Genomic DNA, 14,457 nt, shown 5'->3' with positions numbered 1-14,457 from the left:
GTCGATTCCAGGCAGGTTCCCAGTAAGGAACTCATCTTGTCACGAAGATAGCAAAGCCTGGTTGACTCAAATCAAAGATGTGGGCGGTTCGACTCGGCCGCCCGTTATGGCCGGATAGTCAGCAGCCAGTCGTCGAGCCGTTGCAGCCAGCGCCGCGGGGGAGGTGGCGCCGGGGGCGGCTTGAGCTTGAGGCGGTCACCGTCACGTCCATGAACAAGCTGAAGCGTTCGGGTGTGATAGACGGCCAGATCCGGGCGGTGACCGATGCTCAACACGGTGGTTTGCTTCAGTTCATCATCGAACAGAGCCATGACGCGACGCTGGCTGTCTTCGTCAAGCGCGGCTGTCGCTTCGTCCAGAAAGACCCATGCCGGCTTGTGCAGGAGAAGGCGCGCAAAAGCGAGGCGCTCCTGCTCGCCCAGCGAAAGTTCTTTGTCCCAGCGCTCGGTCTTGTCGAGCTTGGGAACGAGATCGCCGAGATCGCAACGCACCAAGGCCTGTCGCACATCCGCATCAAGGAAGGCGTCGGGCGGGCTCGGATAACTCAGGGCGTTGCGCAGCGTGCCGAGCGGCAGATATGGGCGCTGCGGCAGGAACGCCATGGCCTCGGGTGGAGGCGTGAGGATTGTCCCCGAACCCCATGGCCAGAGACCCGCCACGGCGCGGAACAGCGTCGACTTTCCTCTTCCGGTGTCGCCGACAATCAGGACCCGCTCGCCTGGGGTGATGCTGACCGTCGCGTCATCGATGACGATGTGTCCGTCAGGCAAGAGGATGCGCACGCCCTCGAAAGCAAGATGTCCTTCCGGGTGCAGCGCGCGTTTGATTTCCTCTGCGCCTTGTTCGATCGCAGGGAGATTGTCGAGCGCTTCGCGAAAGCGCGCGACCCGGTGGACCGCTGCACGCCAGTCGGCGAGCCGTGAAAAATTATCGACGAACCATCGCAACGCCAATTGTACCTGGGTGAATGCGCCCGCCACCATGATCAGGCCGCCCAGCGTCAGGTTGCCGCCGAAATAGGCCGGTGCGGCCACCAATATCGGTACGACCAGCGATAGCCAGCCAATGCCCGATGTGATCCAGGTCAGGTGAGCAAGCGAGGAGGATATTCGTCGCATCGTGTCCACGACGGCCGCGAGCGCGGCCTCGAGATGGCGACGTTCGTCGGTCTCCCCGCCATGCAGTGCGATGCTCTCGCCGGATTCGTTGACCCGAACGAGCGCGAAGCGGAATTCAGCCTCTCGCGCATATCGCTCGCCGTTCAGGGCAATCAGGGGCCGCCCCACGATCCAGGTCAGAGCCGAGCCGGTCAAGGCATAGGCGAGCGCGCACCAGACCATGTAACCGGGAATGGCGATGTCATAGCCCGCGACTTGGAACGTGACTTGCGCCGATAGAGTCCAAAGCATGCCGACGAAAGCGAGGAGCTGGAGCAAGGAATAGACGATGCCGCAGCCGAGGTCGGCGGTGTAGTCGCCCAAGAGGCGCGTATCCTCCTGGATGCGCTGGTCCGGATTGTGACCATACTCGCCGGCAAAGCTGAGCTGATAGACGCGCAATGGCTTGAGCCACTCGGCCAGGAGGTGACGGGTGATCCATTCGCGCAGTCGAAACTTCAGGCGCTCCTGGAGAAAGGTGTTTGCGACCGTGAGCGCCAGCAAAATGGCGATGATGACAACGAACGTCTGGAGATCATGGACGAAGCCCGACAGATCCTTGCGGCCCACGGCGTCGAAGAATCGGCCGTTCCAATCATTGAGTTGGACTTGTCCCAACATGTTGGCAATGGTGACGAGGGTCGAGGCAACGAAGATTGCCATCACCCATCGCCCGCCTTCGGCCTGCCGAAGCACGCGCGCGAACAAGCTCAGGTCACGGGCAAGATTGAAGCCGCGTATCGGTGTAGCTTTGACGAGTGCGTCCGCGAGAGCGGGTCTGGCCACCACGCCCGGCATGATCGGTAGCAGAGGATGGGCGGCCTGCGGCAGCTTCTCAACTGCCTCCGCCGGAGAGGGAACGGGGGCCTGAGGAGCCTCAGGTGATGCAACGTCCGCCTTCATACGCCCGCTTCGCCCCCCCCCATTTCGTCCGTCGGTTCGCCGCAAGCAGATCCAGGTGAACTGGATTTTGACCGCCGCAATGATTTGCTCCGGCAGCAGCATCATTATGCTATCATGAAAATGCTCGGCTGAGGAAGAAGCCCTCAGCACCGTCATCTCAGCGCTGGCCGCAAGGCGCATCGATCGGTTGGGGACATGTCGGACATAACGGAAAAATCTGACCGGCAGAAGGGCGCCGAAGCCGCAGTCGACAGCTTCCGGAAGGACCTCGGTCCGTTTGTCGTCGCCGCTGAAACAACCCGGATGCCCATGCTGTTTACGGACGCGGCAAAGCCCGACAACCCGATCATTTTTGCGAACGACAGTCTTGTCGCCCTGACCGGCTACGACCGGGACGAAGTGCTAGGCAAAGGATTCAATTTCCTGATGGCTGACGGTTCGGATGCCGAGGCCCTGACACGAACCAAAGCCGAGTTCGAGGGTTCGTCCAGCGGCGGCACGGAGGTCCTCTGCCGCCGCAAGGACGGCAGCGAATTCTGGGCTGCGCTCTTCGTCAGTCCTGTACGCGATGGGGGCGGCGCCATCGTTCAGTATTTTGCATCCCTCATCGATCTCACCAAGCACAAGGAGGAGGAAGTCCGCTCCAGGATGCTGATCGACGAGCTGAACCATCGCGTCAAGAATACCCTTTCCACGGTGCAATCGATTGTCTGGCAGACATTGCGAGCAACCACCGATTCTAAGGAGATCCGACGATCCATCGAATCGCGGTTGTTTGCGCTCTCCCGGTCGCACGACCTGCTGACACGCGAAAGATGGGAAGGCGCCGGTCTGCTCGATATCGCGCACGATGCCCTGGAGCCATTCGGAGTTTCGGGCGGCCGGGCGGATCGCATCGTGATCACGGGTGAAAACATCCGCTTTTCACCGAAATCAGCTTTGGCCCTCGGCATCGCGTTTAACGAGCTTGCGACCAATGCCGTGAAATACGGCGCCTTGTCCAACGCGGCCGGATCAATCCAGATTGCGTGGACGGCAGAGAAGACACCGGCTGGAAAACGGCTCTTGCTGAGCTGGAAGGAGAGTGGCGGGCCCCTGGTCACGCCGCCGGCACACAAGGGATTTGGTTCGCGGGTGCTTGAGCGTGGCCTCGCCCATGAGCTGGAAGGCACGGTGCAGCTCGACTATCGGCCCGACGGTCTTATCTGCACGATAGACATTCCCTTGGCAGGAGACGCTCGTGGTGGATAAGTTCCTTTACGGCCGGCGAGCCCTCGTGGTCGAGGATGAGATGCTGATTCTCATCATGATTGAAGACATGCTTGCGGACCTCGGCTGCAAGTCGGTGACATCTGCCGCGACCGTCGATAAGGCGCTCGCGCTGATCGAGGCGCAAGCTTTCGACGTCGCCTTGCTCGACGTGAATCTGGATGGCAACGATAGTCATCCTGTGGCGGACGCACTCTCCGCGCACGGTGTGCCGTTTGTCTATGCGACCGGCAACTCCGGTCATAACTTGAGAGACGGTTACGCGGGCCGGCCGGTGCTGAAGAAGCCCTTCAAATTCGAAGATCTGGTGGCGACACTGACCCGCCTCAAGCTTGCGCCGACCGGTTGATGATATCGTCGATGATCGAGTTTCCGGAAATGATGGATTCTTGAGGTATACTTTCGTCAGATCTGTGAAGCCGATTTATGTTCGGTGATCAGTGATGAGGTCGATTATTCTTCCGCTGCCGAACGTGCCACGATCGGTGACCGTACGAGTGCCGACTGTCCGCTTTCCGGATTGCGGACGAGGGTCCCAAACGGGAGTGACCGATGCTCCGAGGTTCGATCGTTAACGCTGGTTTCTTGTCCGGCTGGCGTCTCTCCGCTCAGGGTTGCGGTCCTTGTCCATAGGGGTATCCTCGATGCTCAGTCACTGGAGAACAGCACGGTAAATTGCGCACCCTGACCGTCGGCGCCACGGCCGATCCGTAACTCACCGCCGATCTGGTCGGTAAAGGATCGAACAATTCTCATCCCCAGCCCTTTGCCGGCGCCGGGGTCGAAACCCTCGGGCAATGCCGGGCCATCATTGGAAACCGACAGCGCGCAGCCATGTTTCGGATCCGGTGCCAGCCTGACGGCGATCCTACCCTTGCCGTACTTTGCCGCGTTCGTGATCAACTCGTTGGCGATAAAGCCGAGCGGAATGGCGGTGACGGCAGGCAAATTGATCTCACGGCCTTCGACGCTAATTTTTCCTGCGGAGGCGTCCGACGACGACATCGCTGCAAACTCACGTCCAAAGTCCTCAAGGAATTTCTTGAATTCGATTGTTCTCACACCATCGTGGGAATTGAGGCGATGGTGGATTCGGGCGATCATGGAAACGCGACTAGCCGCCGCGGCCAATTGTGAGGCCGCTTCCGGACTCGTTGAATTGCGGCTCTGCAGCGTAAGAAGGCTGATCGTCATCTGGAGATCGTTCAGCAGGCGATGATCGGATTCCGCCTTCAGCAGTTCTTGTCGGTGGATCAGCTCGTCCCGTTGACGAAGCCGCGCCTCGGTTTTTGCAAGCGCCTTTCGCAATTGGACTGCAACAAGCCGGTAGTCCGTCAGCTCCGCACGGGGCAAATATCGACCCGAGCTCTGAGCAAGCACGCCCGGAGGAAGACCGGGATCGCCGGACGAACGTTCCTCATCCATGATACCAACTCCCAATGAGAGGGTTCTTCTCATTGCACTCAACTATTGGATGAGTTTAGAGCGGCGGGAAAACGCTAGATTGATGCAGGTCAATTTGCTCCACATCTCGGCATTGTGCTTTGCGTTCCATGCGGATGGCGCTACTGCGTTCGGCTATCATCATGAGACGCTACTTTGTGAGCCGCGCTGTTGATAACGGACCTGCAATTCACCATTGCCTGCAACGAATGCCTCTTCCGACTAACGCCTCGTTACGGCAAGCCGAAGATGGCCCCCCGGCGAACGCCGGGGCGGATTGGTCTTGCGTGCATCATTCGCCCGGGAGCAGGATCCCCCGGCCTCGGTTGGCAACCTACTTGAGGGAAGAGAACCAGCTATCGATGTCCTTGCGAACCTGATCTTTCGCAAAGCCATATCGCTGTTGAAGCCGACCCTCGAGCTGCTCGCGTTTGCCGTTGATCGCGGTGAGATCGTCGTCGGTAAGTTTGCCCCATTGCTCCTTCACCTTGCCTCGGAGCTCCTTCCAGTTTCCTTCAATTTGATTCCAGTCCATGGTGTGTCTCCAAATTTCAGATTGAATACGCTGCCACGTCATCGCGTTCGCTGAACCGCAGCGCTGATCGTTTTTTCGAGCGACCGCCGCTTGAGAGCGCGTTCAGTGGCGCGGGCCTGCGCCCGAGCCTGCCGCGCCCAAACGGCGTCAAAGTTGCCCTTAGTACGGGGCGTAGTATTGGCGGCGATACGGGTAGGGACCGCCGTAGTAACCTGGTGCGTAGCCCGGCGCGTAACCCGGACGGTAGTAGCCGGGGCCGTAGGCCCCATAGGCGGCGGCTCCGGCCGCGGCACCAAGAACTCCAAGACCAATGGCCGCCCCGGGAGCACGCCGATAGACGCGACCGCGGTAATGGCGTCGATAGCGGACCTCCGTCACTCCGGACGAGGACGTCCCTTCTGTCAGAAGAGGCGCGCTCGGCGAGATCGGAGCTGCCCCCGAAGGGAGTACCGAGCCGAGCATCGCGGCGCCGAAGAGCGCTGCGCCAATCGCGCATATCCTGGTCTGCCTGTTCATCGCTGTATCCTCTCGAACTTGGAGTATCTCAAGCGGCAAGTGGCTTGCGTGTCGCTGGCCTGCTTGATGGTTGGCCCTTGTTGCAGTTGTTGACGCAGAGCCCCAACGCAGAGTGCTCTGAAGGTCACGTGGCAGGTCTAAGGTCTCGTGCTTCCAGCGAGGCAATAGACCCGCCGCTGTACTCGCGCCGCGACTTGATCGATCACTTGGCGCAGGTCCTGTCGGCTTTCAAAGCCGCTTCTGCGGAAGCCTTTGTCGTGTGGGCGGCGCCGACAACCTTCATGTTGCTGCCGGTCGCAGGCTGGCTCTCGACGATCTGGCATTTCATGGTCGCGCTATCCTGAGCCAGGTAAAAAGATGAGGGCGATTGCCCAACGGTCTTGCCCTTCTCAGCCGCGAATGACGGCGAAGCGAGCGCAAGGACTGCGACCGTCGCCAATAGGGTGCTTTTCATGGAATCCACCAATTCTTGTTCGTCCGGAACTGGACAATGAACGAATAGAAACGGCGGGCAGGCGTTCCAGTTATGGCGGATTTGTTTTTGCGCGTCAGTTGACGTGGATCAATGACAATTGCGAACGCCTGTCGGCAGCCTGATTTAAGATCACTTACATCAAACTGCCGAGACATTAGGTCGCCCTCCTCACGGGCAAGGATGCCTTAGGCCGTCGTAGCCGAGATAAGTGCCGGAATAGGGGTCGTAGGACCTGAAGCGTCGCGCGCAATAGCCGACCGCGTCGCCACCAACATAGGGGGGCGGAACGACATAGGCCGGCCCGTAATAGCCGGGAGCGTAGCCGTAATAGCCGTAGGGCTGCGTTGCGCCAACAATTGCCCCGCCGATCAGCGCGCCAGCGATGCCTGCACCAATTCCAATGCCTGCGCCGCCACGATAACCACCGCGCCAGCCGCGGCGATATTGCACGGTCTCCACCGGCGGCGCCACCGCGTCGCGTAGCATCAGCGCGGAGGTGACCGGCGCCGCTGTGACTGGCGCGACGAACCACGGTGTGGCGGCGACGATGAGCGCAAGAAGCACAGTCTTGGACGTCTTGTTCATGACAGCATCTCCAGTTGCATTTTGGCAGAGCGGCTGCCTTCAGCGCAGCCGGCCATCTCCGGGAAGGGACGCGTCATAATGATCCAGGAAAGCTTACGTATATTGATTCAGCGCAACGTGAGCGCGCATCGATTGGACAGACTTAGTTTGATCGTCGGAGACGTCCGCGAAGCAGCGCCCTGCGCATGAACGAGCGCTGATCTCTTCCTTTCATCCGCAGTGGCGCATGCGTGTCGCTGCCACGACAGAACAAGGGGCTTCCATGCTTTCACTCATCATCGGGATCTTGATCATTTGCGTCGTCGGGGCAATTTGTTTCTGGGTCATCGACAAGTTCGTCAATGAATCCCGTTTGGCGGGTCTTCTCAAATTGTTGGTGGGGCTGGTCTGCCTGGCCGCGATCCTCCAACGGCTGTTGCCGCTGGCGGGGATCAATTGGCTATAGCCGGCCCGCAACTCGTCACCGATCTGCTGCGTGGGGGATGCGGCACTCACGCAACCGGTCGAGCCGGCACGCGAGGCGATTCAGGAAAAGCGAAGCTCAACGGCGATCGCCAAAGTTCCGTCGACTTATGACGTGACAAGAACTTCTACGGACATCCCGGCGAAGGCGCCGGTGCTTCCGACGAAGTTGCCGGACACTGGGGTCGTCTGTCGGATATCGCGCGCGACCGCGACCGGGATCAGATTGAAGCCGCCGAGGCTGCGATTGGTTGGGTCGAATGTGATCCAGCCGGCTCCCGGTACGAACACCTCCGCCCACGCATGGGTTGAACCCGCTCCGCTCGATCCGACGCTCTGTTGTTCTGGATTGTGAAGGTAGCCGGAGACGATTCTGGCTCCGAACCCGAGCATGCGTGCCGCTTCGGTGAAGAGCACCGCGAAATCCCGGCATGACCCCCAGCCGCGATTCAGGGTTTCTACCGGCGTTTGGGTGCCCTCGTCCTCACGGCTCTGATATCGGACAGCCTCGGAAACGCCGACGCTGAGGTCCTTTAGCAGTGACAGCGTATCCGTCCGACTTCCTCGAACGAACATTCTTGCCCAATTTCGCAGTACCCCAGCCGTGTCCGAGAACTGGGGGAGAGCGAGGGCGCCGAGATCAGTCCAATCGTCATCGGAATAGCGGAATGGGTAAGACATGGCCGGGACCGAGATATCGAACACCGGCCATGCAACCGCGTCGAGCTGAAGCTCCGCGACGCTGGCGATCACCAGGTTGGAGGCTGTCATCTGAAACGTGGCGGTTGCGATTGCATTGCCAAACACATCGTGCGCCCAGGTCAGGGCGGCAGGGGGCGTCATCGTGATGTTGAACGAAATCAAACGAAGCTCGCGGCTTTCGCGCGGACGAAGCATCAGGCGGTGCGGCAACAGGCGCACGGGTTCGTTGAATCGATAGGTCGTCGTGTGAAGAACCTTCAGTGTAGTCAACGAAAGCTCCAATAGGGGCAGCCTCTTAGTCGGCCCCTTATCCGGTAGCCCCCTTCGGGAAGGGTGGCCGAGTTGACGAGCCCATGCAAATGTCGATCCAGATGACCGAAACCCGGACGGATTTGCGGCAGAGGCATCGGGCAAGAGCGCTGCGATTCATCCATGCGGCCATGTTGACGGGTATCGAAGTGCAAGCACAACATCGGTTTCGCGATGCCACGTGATCCGATAGGTGTAACGCGACCACTGGTCGGAGGGTTGCAAATGTGTGGACGTCGCGTCGGCGCGCCGACCTTGGATGGTTGAGGCGACCGGGAGGAACGAACCATGAAGAACCGGCCACCGCTTCCGAAACATTTGAGCCGCCATAGGTATCACACGCTGCTGATCCGGCTGCAGATCGAACTCGTGAAGCTGCAGCGCTGCGTGATTGAGCGCGGTCAGCGTATCCTTGTCATCGTCGAAGGTCGCGACGCCGCCGTCAAGGATCGAGAATGATCAGGCTGGGCCGGCCGGCCTCGAGATGATGGTTGAGTTCGGACCTGTTGCACGCCGCCCTAGTCGGGATATTGTGCTCCTCCAGATATTTGATCACCATCTGTCGCAAGGTGGGATCGTCATCGACAACAACGACGTGGCCAGTATCTGCAAGCATACTCTACTCTTAGAATTTGCGGTCATGTCCCGAGCCCTGAGGATACCAAGGTCGAGCCCAAGCGATCGCAACCGGCCCGGCAGGCCGCCGGTGAGATCCTTGCCGTGACATTCACGGAAATCTTCATAGAGCAAGAGGCAGTTGCCATAGCCGAGCGGGCTCGCCCTTCCTCAACCCTCACGATTAAAGCGGCGCGACATATCAGTCATCAACTGTCGCTTCCAACCAATGTCGCGGCCTTATCTCTGCGGCGTGCCGAACGGCGCTCTTCGGACTACGAGCGCAGAATTACCGTCCCATTTCAGGTCCAACCTCGTCCGGGCGGGCGAGAACGTGGTCGTTTTCCGGACCTTCGACAAGATGTTCGGATTGGCGGGTCTCGGGCTTGGCTATGCGGTTGCGCCTCCGGCGCTTGCAACGTCGCTCAAGCGGGCCGGGTTCGGCCGGGTCGACGCACTTGATCGGCTCGCACTCGTGGCGGCGGCAGCAAGCATGCGGGATGCCGATTACGTGGCGACGACGCGTACAAAGGTCGCCGCCGAGCGAGACAAATGGCACCAGTTGCTCACCAGTCTGAATCTTCGCCATTCCGGCTCTCGGGGTAACTTCATCTTCTTCGAAGCCGATCGTCCACAGACCGAAATAGCGGCGGCCCTGCGGGGCAGAGGCATCGAGATCGGCCGCGCCTTTCCGCCGCTCAAGCGGTGGGTCCGTATTACGATCGGTCTGCCACACGAGAACGCGGCGGCGCGTTCTGCCGTTGCCGAACTACTGCGGTGAGGCCACATCGATCGCGCCTTTTGGCGGCGCCCGAATGGTGCCGCGGCCGCTCGACCGCCCCGGCCGTGATCCGACTGCCCCCTCTGCCCGGGAGCGCCCTCGTATCCTCCGCCTTGCCTGACAGAGACGTGAGTTGATCGCGATCGCGGTCATGACTACGTGAAGCGTCTCAACAGTTCCTCGGCACTCGCCTTCTGTGACAATGGAGTGTCATACTGAATGAACGTTGTGGAGTATCCGATCGGCGGCGATGCGACCATTTCGGCGCAGGGGCAGCCTGGCGTTCTGAGGTGTTTTCGATCGTTCCCGCCATCCGACATCATCGAAGCAATCTGGGACAGTGACATTCCCGATGGCGATCTAGCCAAGTCGCTTACGATCAAGTGCCCGCCCGGCACATCTCTGCAACTGATCGGCCAGTACCGGAAGCCGGCGAGAATTGCACAGAGCGAGACGGTCCTTCCGTCAAATCCATCCGGCCCGACTGCATCCAACGGTCGGGGGCCAACTACGCAAGTTCGCGTCGATGCGCGGAGGTGCGTGCCGGACGTCGACCTGCCTGGCGGCGTCAGATGTGATAGATGTCGATCACGTGATGAATGTAGTCGTTCTTCAACACGACTTTCTTCGCTTTGATCAGCGGACGATCGCCCGTCGCATCGATCGTGTAGAACGACACGCCGAAATAGCTGTCGATCGTCTTGTACCGATAGCTCAACGTCAGCCAGTTGAAACGGAGATCGACGATTCCATCAGCCTGGGCGCTGATCTCGACATTGGAGATGTTGTGGAGCGTGCGTGGCTCCGGGGTGCTGGCGCTCGATCGCTCGGTCTTGATGCGGAAAACCCGATCCTCGAGGCCGCTGCGGTTGGCGTAGTAGATCAGGGAAATGTCGGTCTGAGGATTTTCGACGAGGCAGTCGTCGTCATCCCAGGCGGGCATCCAGAACCGTACATCCGGAGCGTAGAATGTCAGCCAGGTGTCCCAGTCACGATCGTCGAGGGCGCGGGCCTCGGCATAGAGAAATGCTTCGAGTTCGGGGAGGGGGATCGTGGTCATGCGTCATCGCCATCAAGTTGTGCCGCGCGCCGTCGCAAGTCTCACGGCTTCCCCGCAGCGCTGCGCTGAATTGTGTGAGGTGTGGCCGGTCACCAACGAGTCACCGGCGGCGAGGTTGAGTTTCTCTTGTCCGTCGGCCGATGCGGCAACCCTTGCGTCGATTGCCTGCCCACCTACAGCGGCTGACCGGTGGAACGAACGACGATTTCGCTCATATCCACGTCGGCCGGCTGCTCGATCGCATATGCGATCGCCCGTGCCACGGACATTGCGGGAATGGCTTGCTGGTAGAAGCCCATCACCATGTCCTTTGCGGCGCCGGTGGTATTGTGTTTGAGCTCGCTATCGACGATGCCGGGCTCGATCGATGCGACCCGGATGCCGTCCCCAGCTTCGACGCGCAGGCCGTCGGAGATCGCCCGGATCGCAAATTTCGTTGCCGAGTAGACGGTCCCGCCCGGCGCGAAGACCTTGAAGCCGAGCACAGAACTGAGGTTGACGAATTGTCCTGACTTCTGTCTCTGGAAGACGGGCAAGGCTGCCGCAATGCCGTGGAGGACGCCACGTATGTTGACGTCGATCATGCGATCCCACTCGTCGATGCGGCACTCGGACAGCGCAGCGATTGGCATGACGCCGGCATTGTTGACGAGAACGTCGATGCGGCCGAAATCCTTTACTGCGCCTTCGATGAAGTTAGCGACGTCGAGCCGTTTCACCACGTCGACGGTATAGGCCTTGCCTTTCCCTCCCCCGTTTTCGATCTCTGCGACGATTGCGTCGAGCCGTTGACGGCGGCGGGCACCTATGGCCACGATGGCTCCCTTGGACGCCAGCAATTTGGCCGTCTCCGCGCCGATCCCGCTGGAGGCCCCGGTGATCGCTACGATTTTTCCTTCGATGCCTTCTGACATGTCGTGCTCCTGTTGCCTTGGTGATCATGAAGACGGCTGATGCCGCCATGTGCTCATATTCCCTCGCCGTGCAGCACCGCTTGTCGCAGCGTGTCCAGCCAGTAGCGGTGCTGGACGAGGAAAAGACCTTCGCTATCGGTCTTGGTCCCGCTCCTCAGTGGGTGAAGGTCAATCGCTTCGGCTTCTTCGTCGGCTCCCTCGATCCATTGTGAGGAGCCCCGCGACAGGTCGTTCCAACGCATGGTTCTTGCCATGTAGGCCTGTTGGCAGGCCCGGAATTCCTCGAGGTCGTCCGGCGTTGCCATGCCGCTGGCATTGAAGAAATCCTCATACTGACGAATGCGTCGTGCCCTCTCTGCCGGCGGCTCGTTCTTCGGTGCGATGCAATAGATCGTCACCTCGGTCTTATCCGTTGCCAGCGGCCGGGCTACGCGAATCTGGGAGCTCATCTGATCCATCAGGTAAAGGTTTGGATAGACGCAGAGATTGCGCAAGTTTTCGACCATCCATTGCGCTTTGGCCCGTCCATGCCTCGCCGTGAGATCGTCGAGGTGCGCGTAAAGCGGACGTGATGAAGGGTCGGCCCATTTGGACCAGAGCACCAGATGGCCGTTTGCGAATGAGTAGTAGCCGCCCCTTTGTTTGCTGAGCTTGCTGACGTCGATGGCCTTGATTTTGTCCGTCGCCGCGTTGCGACGGCCTGTCGTCGCCACGTAGTTCCAATGGACCGAGGACACGTGATAGCCGTCGGCACCATTCTCGGCCTGCATCTTCCAGTTTCCGTCGTAGACATAGGTCGATGAACCGCGCAGAACTTCGAGACCATCGGGAGACTGATCGACCATCAGGTCGATGATCTTTCTGGCCTCGCCGAGATATTCCGTAAGCGGCTTGACCGCTGGGTTGAGGCTGCCGAAGATGAAGCCGCGATAATTGTCGAGCCTGGCAATCGCCTTTAGGTCATGCGAGGCTGCCTTGTTAAAGCGCTCCGGATATCCTGCATTGTCCGCATCCTTGACCTTCAGCAGCTTGCCGGAATTGCTGAAGGTCCAGCCGTGAAACGGACAGGTAAATGTTATCTTGCGCCCACGCTTATAGCGGCAGAGCATCGCACCGCGATGGCTGCACGCATTGATAAAGGCGTTGATCTCGCCATCCTTGCTGCGTACGACGAAGACGGGCTGGCGCCCCATCCACGTGGTGAAGTAGTCGTTGTTGTCGGCGATCTGGCTTTCGTGCGCGAGATAGACCCAGTTCCCCTCGAATATGTGCTTCATCTCCAGCTCGAAGAATTCGGGGGAGGTGAATATCTCGCGGTCGCAACGGAAGAGCCCATTGACGGCGTCCTCGACAACGGATGCGTCCAGGCGCTCTAGGATGCTCGATGACATGACGGGACTCCCCGAAAAATGACTGATATGTCGCTGTCGAAGCGGGCACGGCGACGTTGCCGAGTGACCAGAATAGGGACGGCTCAAGGCGCACGTCACTGGACTGCCGCGCCCTTTGTGCTTGGACGGAGACGACCGGCTTGATGTCCAGATGCGATGCGGAGTGTCTATGTCGTGAACGATTGTGATGCGACGCCTACTTTGGCCCGCGTGCTCCGCTGATTAAACTTTAGCTGTCCTAGGAGGATGGCCATGTATTCGGGCGGTGTGAGTAACGACTTTGTCGGCGCGCCAAGTCTGGATTACGATGCTTGGCGGGATGCGGTCCGTACGATCTGCGGCCGCTATAGTCCCGGCGGAATCGAGCCCGGGGCCTTCTCGGGCCAGGCGCGTGCGCGAGATATCTGCGGGTTCAAGTCCGTGGACGTGAGTTTCAACGCCCGCAGACTTGAGCGCTCGCGTCGCGACGTCCGTGCCGACGCCGTCGACCACTACTATGTCCTGTTTCAGATGGCCGGCCGATCCATGGTCGTTCAGAACGATCGGACGACGGAGCTTGACGTCGGTGACGTTGCGCTCGTCGATGCGGCGCTGCCCACCACATATCTGGCGGAGGCGGGCGGCCATTGGGCTTCACTGCAACTGTCGCGTCGATCGGTGGCGTCCCATCTCGGGTCGGAGCCCCGATGCCCTTGCGAGGGCAGGGGCGCGGCTGCCGCTCGTTTGCTCCGCCAGTTGCTTCATGAGGGCGTAGAGAACGGGGCCTCAACTTCGGCGGATGCTTATATGCGTCTGGCAGTCTATGATTTGACGGGCGCGCTTTTTGCGCCATCCGAAGGCGAGGACGTTCTCCGGCATACCGACAAGCTGTTCGCGCGAATTTGCGCAATCGTCAGGGATGGCTTTGCCGATCCGGCGTTCGGTCCCTGTGACGTCGCGGACCAGGCCGGAATTTCGTTGCGCTATCTCCAGAAACTCTTCACGCAGAGAAACTCGACGTGCAGTCAGTTCATCAACGCAGTGCGTCTCGATCATGCCCTGGCCCTCTTGAAACGCAGGTCGGCCTTGAGAAGCAGCCAGTCCATCAGTGATATCGCCTACGCCTCCGGCTACAGCGACTATACCAACTTTCATCGCAGGTTTCGCTGCCGGTTCGGTCAAACGCCGGGCTCGATCGGCGGTAAACAGGACGCCGTCGCGTGAATGCCCTGGATGTGATAGTTCGAATCGTCGCGCGTGCCTCGCTGCGAGCGGAGGCCAAACATGAAATGCTTTCTGACAGCAACTCTCAGAAATGTGTGCTGCAGTTCCGGGGGGCTTCCTGTAGCCTTGAGGCAGCC

At 60.0% G+C, this 14,457-nt stretch carries 17 protein-coding genes; 6 read left to right on the top strand and 11 right to left on the bottom strand.

Going from position 1 to position 14,457, the window contains the following annotated elements:
• Window positions 1-104: 104 nt before the first annotated feature.
• The gene (locus ACSHT2_RS12575; protein WP_440641836.1) at window positions 105-2,165 is read right to left on the bottom strand and encodes an ABC transporter ATP-binding protein/permease; all 2,061 of its coding nucleotides are present in this window, start codon (window positions 2,163-2,165) and stop codon (window positions 105-107) included.
• 90 nt (window positions 2,166-2,255) lie between these two features.
• Between ACSHT2_RS12575 and ACSHT2_RS12570 the strand changes: the two genes are divergently transcribed.
• The gene (locus ACSHT2_RS12570; RefSeq protein WP_440641835.1) at window positions 2,256-3,311 is read left to right on the top strand and encodes an HWE histidine kinase domain-containing protein; all 1,056 of its coding nucleotides are present in this window, start codon (window positions 2,256-2,258) and stop codon (window positions 3,309-3,311) included.
• Entirely contained in the window at window positions 3,301-3,678 is a 378-nt protein-coding gene (locus ACSHT2_RS12565) for a response regulator (RefSeq protein ID WP_440641834.1), read from the top strand. Before ACSHT2_RS12570 ends, ACSHT2_RS12565 begins: the two co-directional genes overlap by 11 nt.
• Before the next feature lie 299 nt (window positions 3,679-3,977).
• On the opposite strand, the gene ACSHT2_RS12560 is transcribed toward ACSHT2_RS12565, so the two are convergent.
• The 5 genes from ACSHT2_RS12560 to ACSHT2_RS12540 all read right to left on the bottom strand — a co-directional run bounded on the left by ACSHT2_RS12560 (window position 3,978) and on the right by ACSHT2_RS12540 (window position 6,883).
• Window positions 3,978-4,754, bottom strand: coding sequence for a sensor histidine kinase (locus tag ACSHT2_RS12560; protein ID WP_440641833.1), 777 nt, complete (start codon window positions 4,752-4,754; stop codon window positions 3,978-3,980).
• Window positions 4,755-5,106: 352 nt separating this feature from the next.
• On the bottom strand, window positions 5,107-5,307 hold the full coding sequence (locus ACSHT2_RS12555) for a CsbD family protein (RefSeq protein WP_239621453.1): 201 nt from the start codon (window positions 5,305-5,307) through the stop codon (window positions 5,107-5,109).
• A 159-nt stretch (window positions 5,308-5,466) separates the two neighbouring features.
• Entirely contained in the window at window positions 5,467-5,850 is a 384-nt protein-coding gene (locus tag ACSHT2_RS12550) for a hypothetical protein (protein ID WP_440642779.1), read from the bottom strand.
• A gap of 175 nt (window positions 5,851-6,025) precedes the next feature.
• Window positions 6,026-6,286 (bottom strand): hypothetical protein, encoded by a 261-nt coding sequence (locus ACSHT2_RS12545; RefSeq protein WP_440642778.1) that lies wholly within the window; start codon window positions 6,284-6,286, stop codon window positions 6,026-6,028.
• A 180-nt stretch (window positions 6,287-6,466) separates the two neighbouring features.
• Window positions 6,467-6,883: a BA14K family protein gene (locus ACSHT2_RS12540; RefSeq protein ID WP_440640779.1), complete on the bottom strand. Its 417-nt coding sequence runs from the start codon at window positions 6,881-6,883 to the stop codon at window positions 6,467-6,469.
• A gap of 226 nt (window positions 6,884-7,109) precedes the next feature.
• Between ACSHT2_RS12540 and ACSHT2_RS12535 the strand changes: the two genes are divergently transcribed.
• On the top strand, window positions 7,110-7,328 hold the full coding sequence (locus tag ACSHT2_RS12535) for a hypothetical protein (protein ID WP_440640778.1): 219 nt from the start codon (window positions 7,110-7,112) through the stop codon (window positions 7,326-7,328).
• A 125-nt stretch (window positions 7,329-7,453) separates the two neighbouring features.
• Here the strand turns inward: ACSHT2_RS12535 and ACSHT2_RS12530 are convergent, their stop codons facing one another.
• On the bottom strand, window positions 7,454-8,317 hold the full coding sequence (locus tag ACSHT2_RS12530; protein WP_440641832.1) for a transglutaminase family protein: 864 nt from the start codon (window positions 8,315-8,317) through the stop codon (window positions 7,454-7,456).
• A 327-nt stretch (window positions 8,318-8,644) separates the two neighbouring features.
• Between ACSHT2_RS12530 and ACSHT2_RS12525 the strand changes: the two genes are divergently transcribed.
• On the top strand, window positions 8,645-8,815 hold the full coding sequence (locus ACSHT2_RS12525) for a hypothetical protein (protein ID WP_440641831.1): 171 nt from the start codon (window positions 8,645-8,647) through the stop codon (window positions 8,813-8,815).
• Here the strand turns inward: ACSHT2_RS12525 and ACSHT2_RS12520 are convergent.
• Window positions 8,799-8,972 carry a hypothetical protein gene (locus ACSHT2_RS12520; protein WP_440641830.1) on the bottom strand — a complete coding sequence of 58 codons (174 nt, stop codon included), beginning with the start codon at window positions 8,970-8,972 and terminating at the stop codon, window positions 8,799-8,801. The two genes, ACSHT2_RS12525 and ACSHT2_RS12520, sit on opposite strands and share 17 nt — an antisense overlap.
• A gap of 228 nt (window positions 8,973-9,200) precedes the next feature.
• On the opposite strand from ACSHT2_RS12520, the gene ACSHT2_RS12515 reads away from it, so the two are divergent.
• Window positions 9,201-9,752: an aminotransferase class I/II-fold pyridoxal phosphate-dependent enzyme gene (locus ACSHT2_RS12515; RefSeq protein ID WP_440641829.1), complete on the top strand. Its 552-nt coding sequence runs from the start codon at window positions 9,201-9,203 to the stop codon at window positions 9,750-9,752.
• Window positions 9,753-10,320: 568 nt separating this feature from the next.
• On the opposite strand, the gene benB is transcribed toward ACSHT2_RS12515, so the two are convergent.
• From benB to ACSHT2_RS12500, 3 genes are all read right to left on the bottom strand, one after another.
• Entirely contained in the window at window positions 10,321-10,812 is a 492-nt protein-coding gene (gene benB / locus ACSHT2_RS12510; RefSeq protein ID WP_440641828.1) for a benzoate 1,2-dioxygenase small subunit, read from the bottom strand.
• A gap of 173 nt (window positions 10,813-10,985) precedes the next feature.
• The gene (locus ACSHT2_RS12505) at window positions 10,986-11,726 is read right to left on the bottom strand and encodes an SDR family oxidoreductase (RefSeq protein WP_440641827.1); all 741 of its coding nucleotides are present in this window, start codon (window positions 11,724-11,726) and stop codon (window positions 10,986-10,988) included.
• A gap of 53 nt (window positions 11,727-11,779) precedes the next feature.
• Window positions 11,780-13,117 (bottom strand): Rieske 2Fe-2S domain-containing protein, encoded by a 1,338-nt coding sequence (locus ACSHT2_RS12500; protein ID WP_440641826.1) that lies wholly within the window; start codon window positions 13,115-13,117, stop codon window positions 11,780-11,782.
• Window positions 13,118-13,369: 252 nt separating this feature from the next.
• Between ACSHT2_RS12500 and ACSHT2_RS12495 the strand changes: the two genes are divergently transcribed.
• A complete protein-coding gene (locus tag ACSHT2_RS12495; protein WP_440641825.1) occupies window positions 13,370-14,320 on the top strand; it encodes a helix-turn-helix domain-containing protein in 951 nt (316 codons plus the stop codon).
• Window positions 14,321-14,457 lie beyond the last annotated feature (137 nt).

Origin of the sequence: Bradyrhizobium sp. PUT101, assembly GCF_052043945.1 — a bacterium.
In the GTDB taxonomy this organism is placed as follows: Bacteria; Pseudomonadota; Alphaproteobacteria; order Rhizobiales; family Xanthobacteraceae; genus Bradyrhizobium.
The sequence above is the reverse complement of the archived record's forward strand: the minus strand, read 5'-3'. Positions and strand labels throughout refer to the sequence as shown.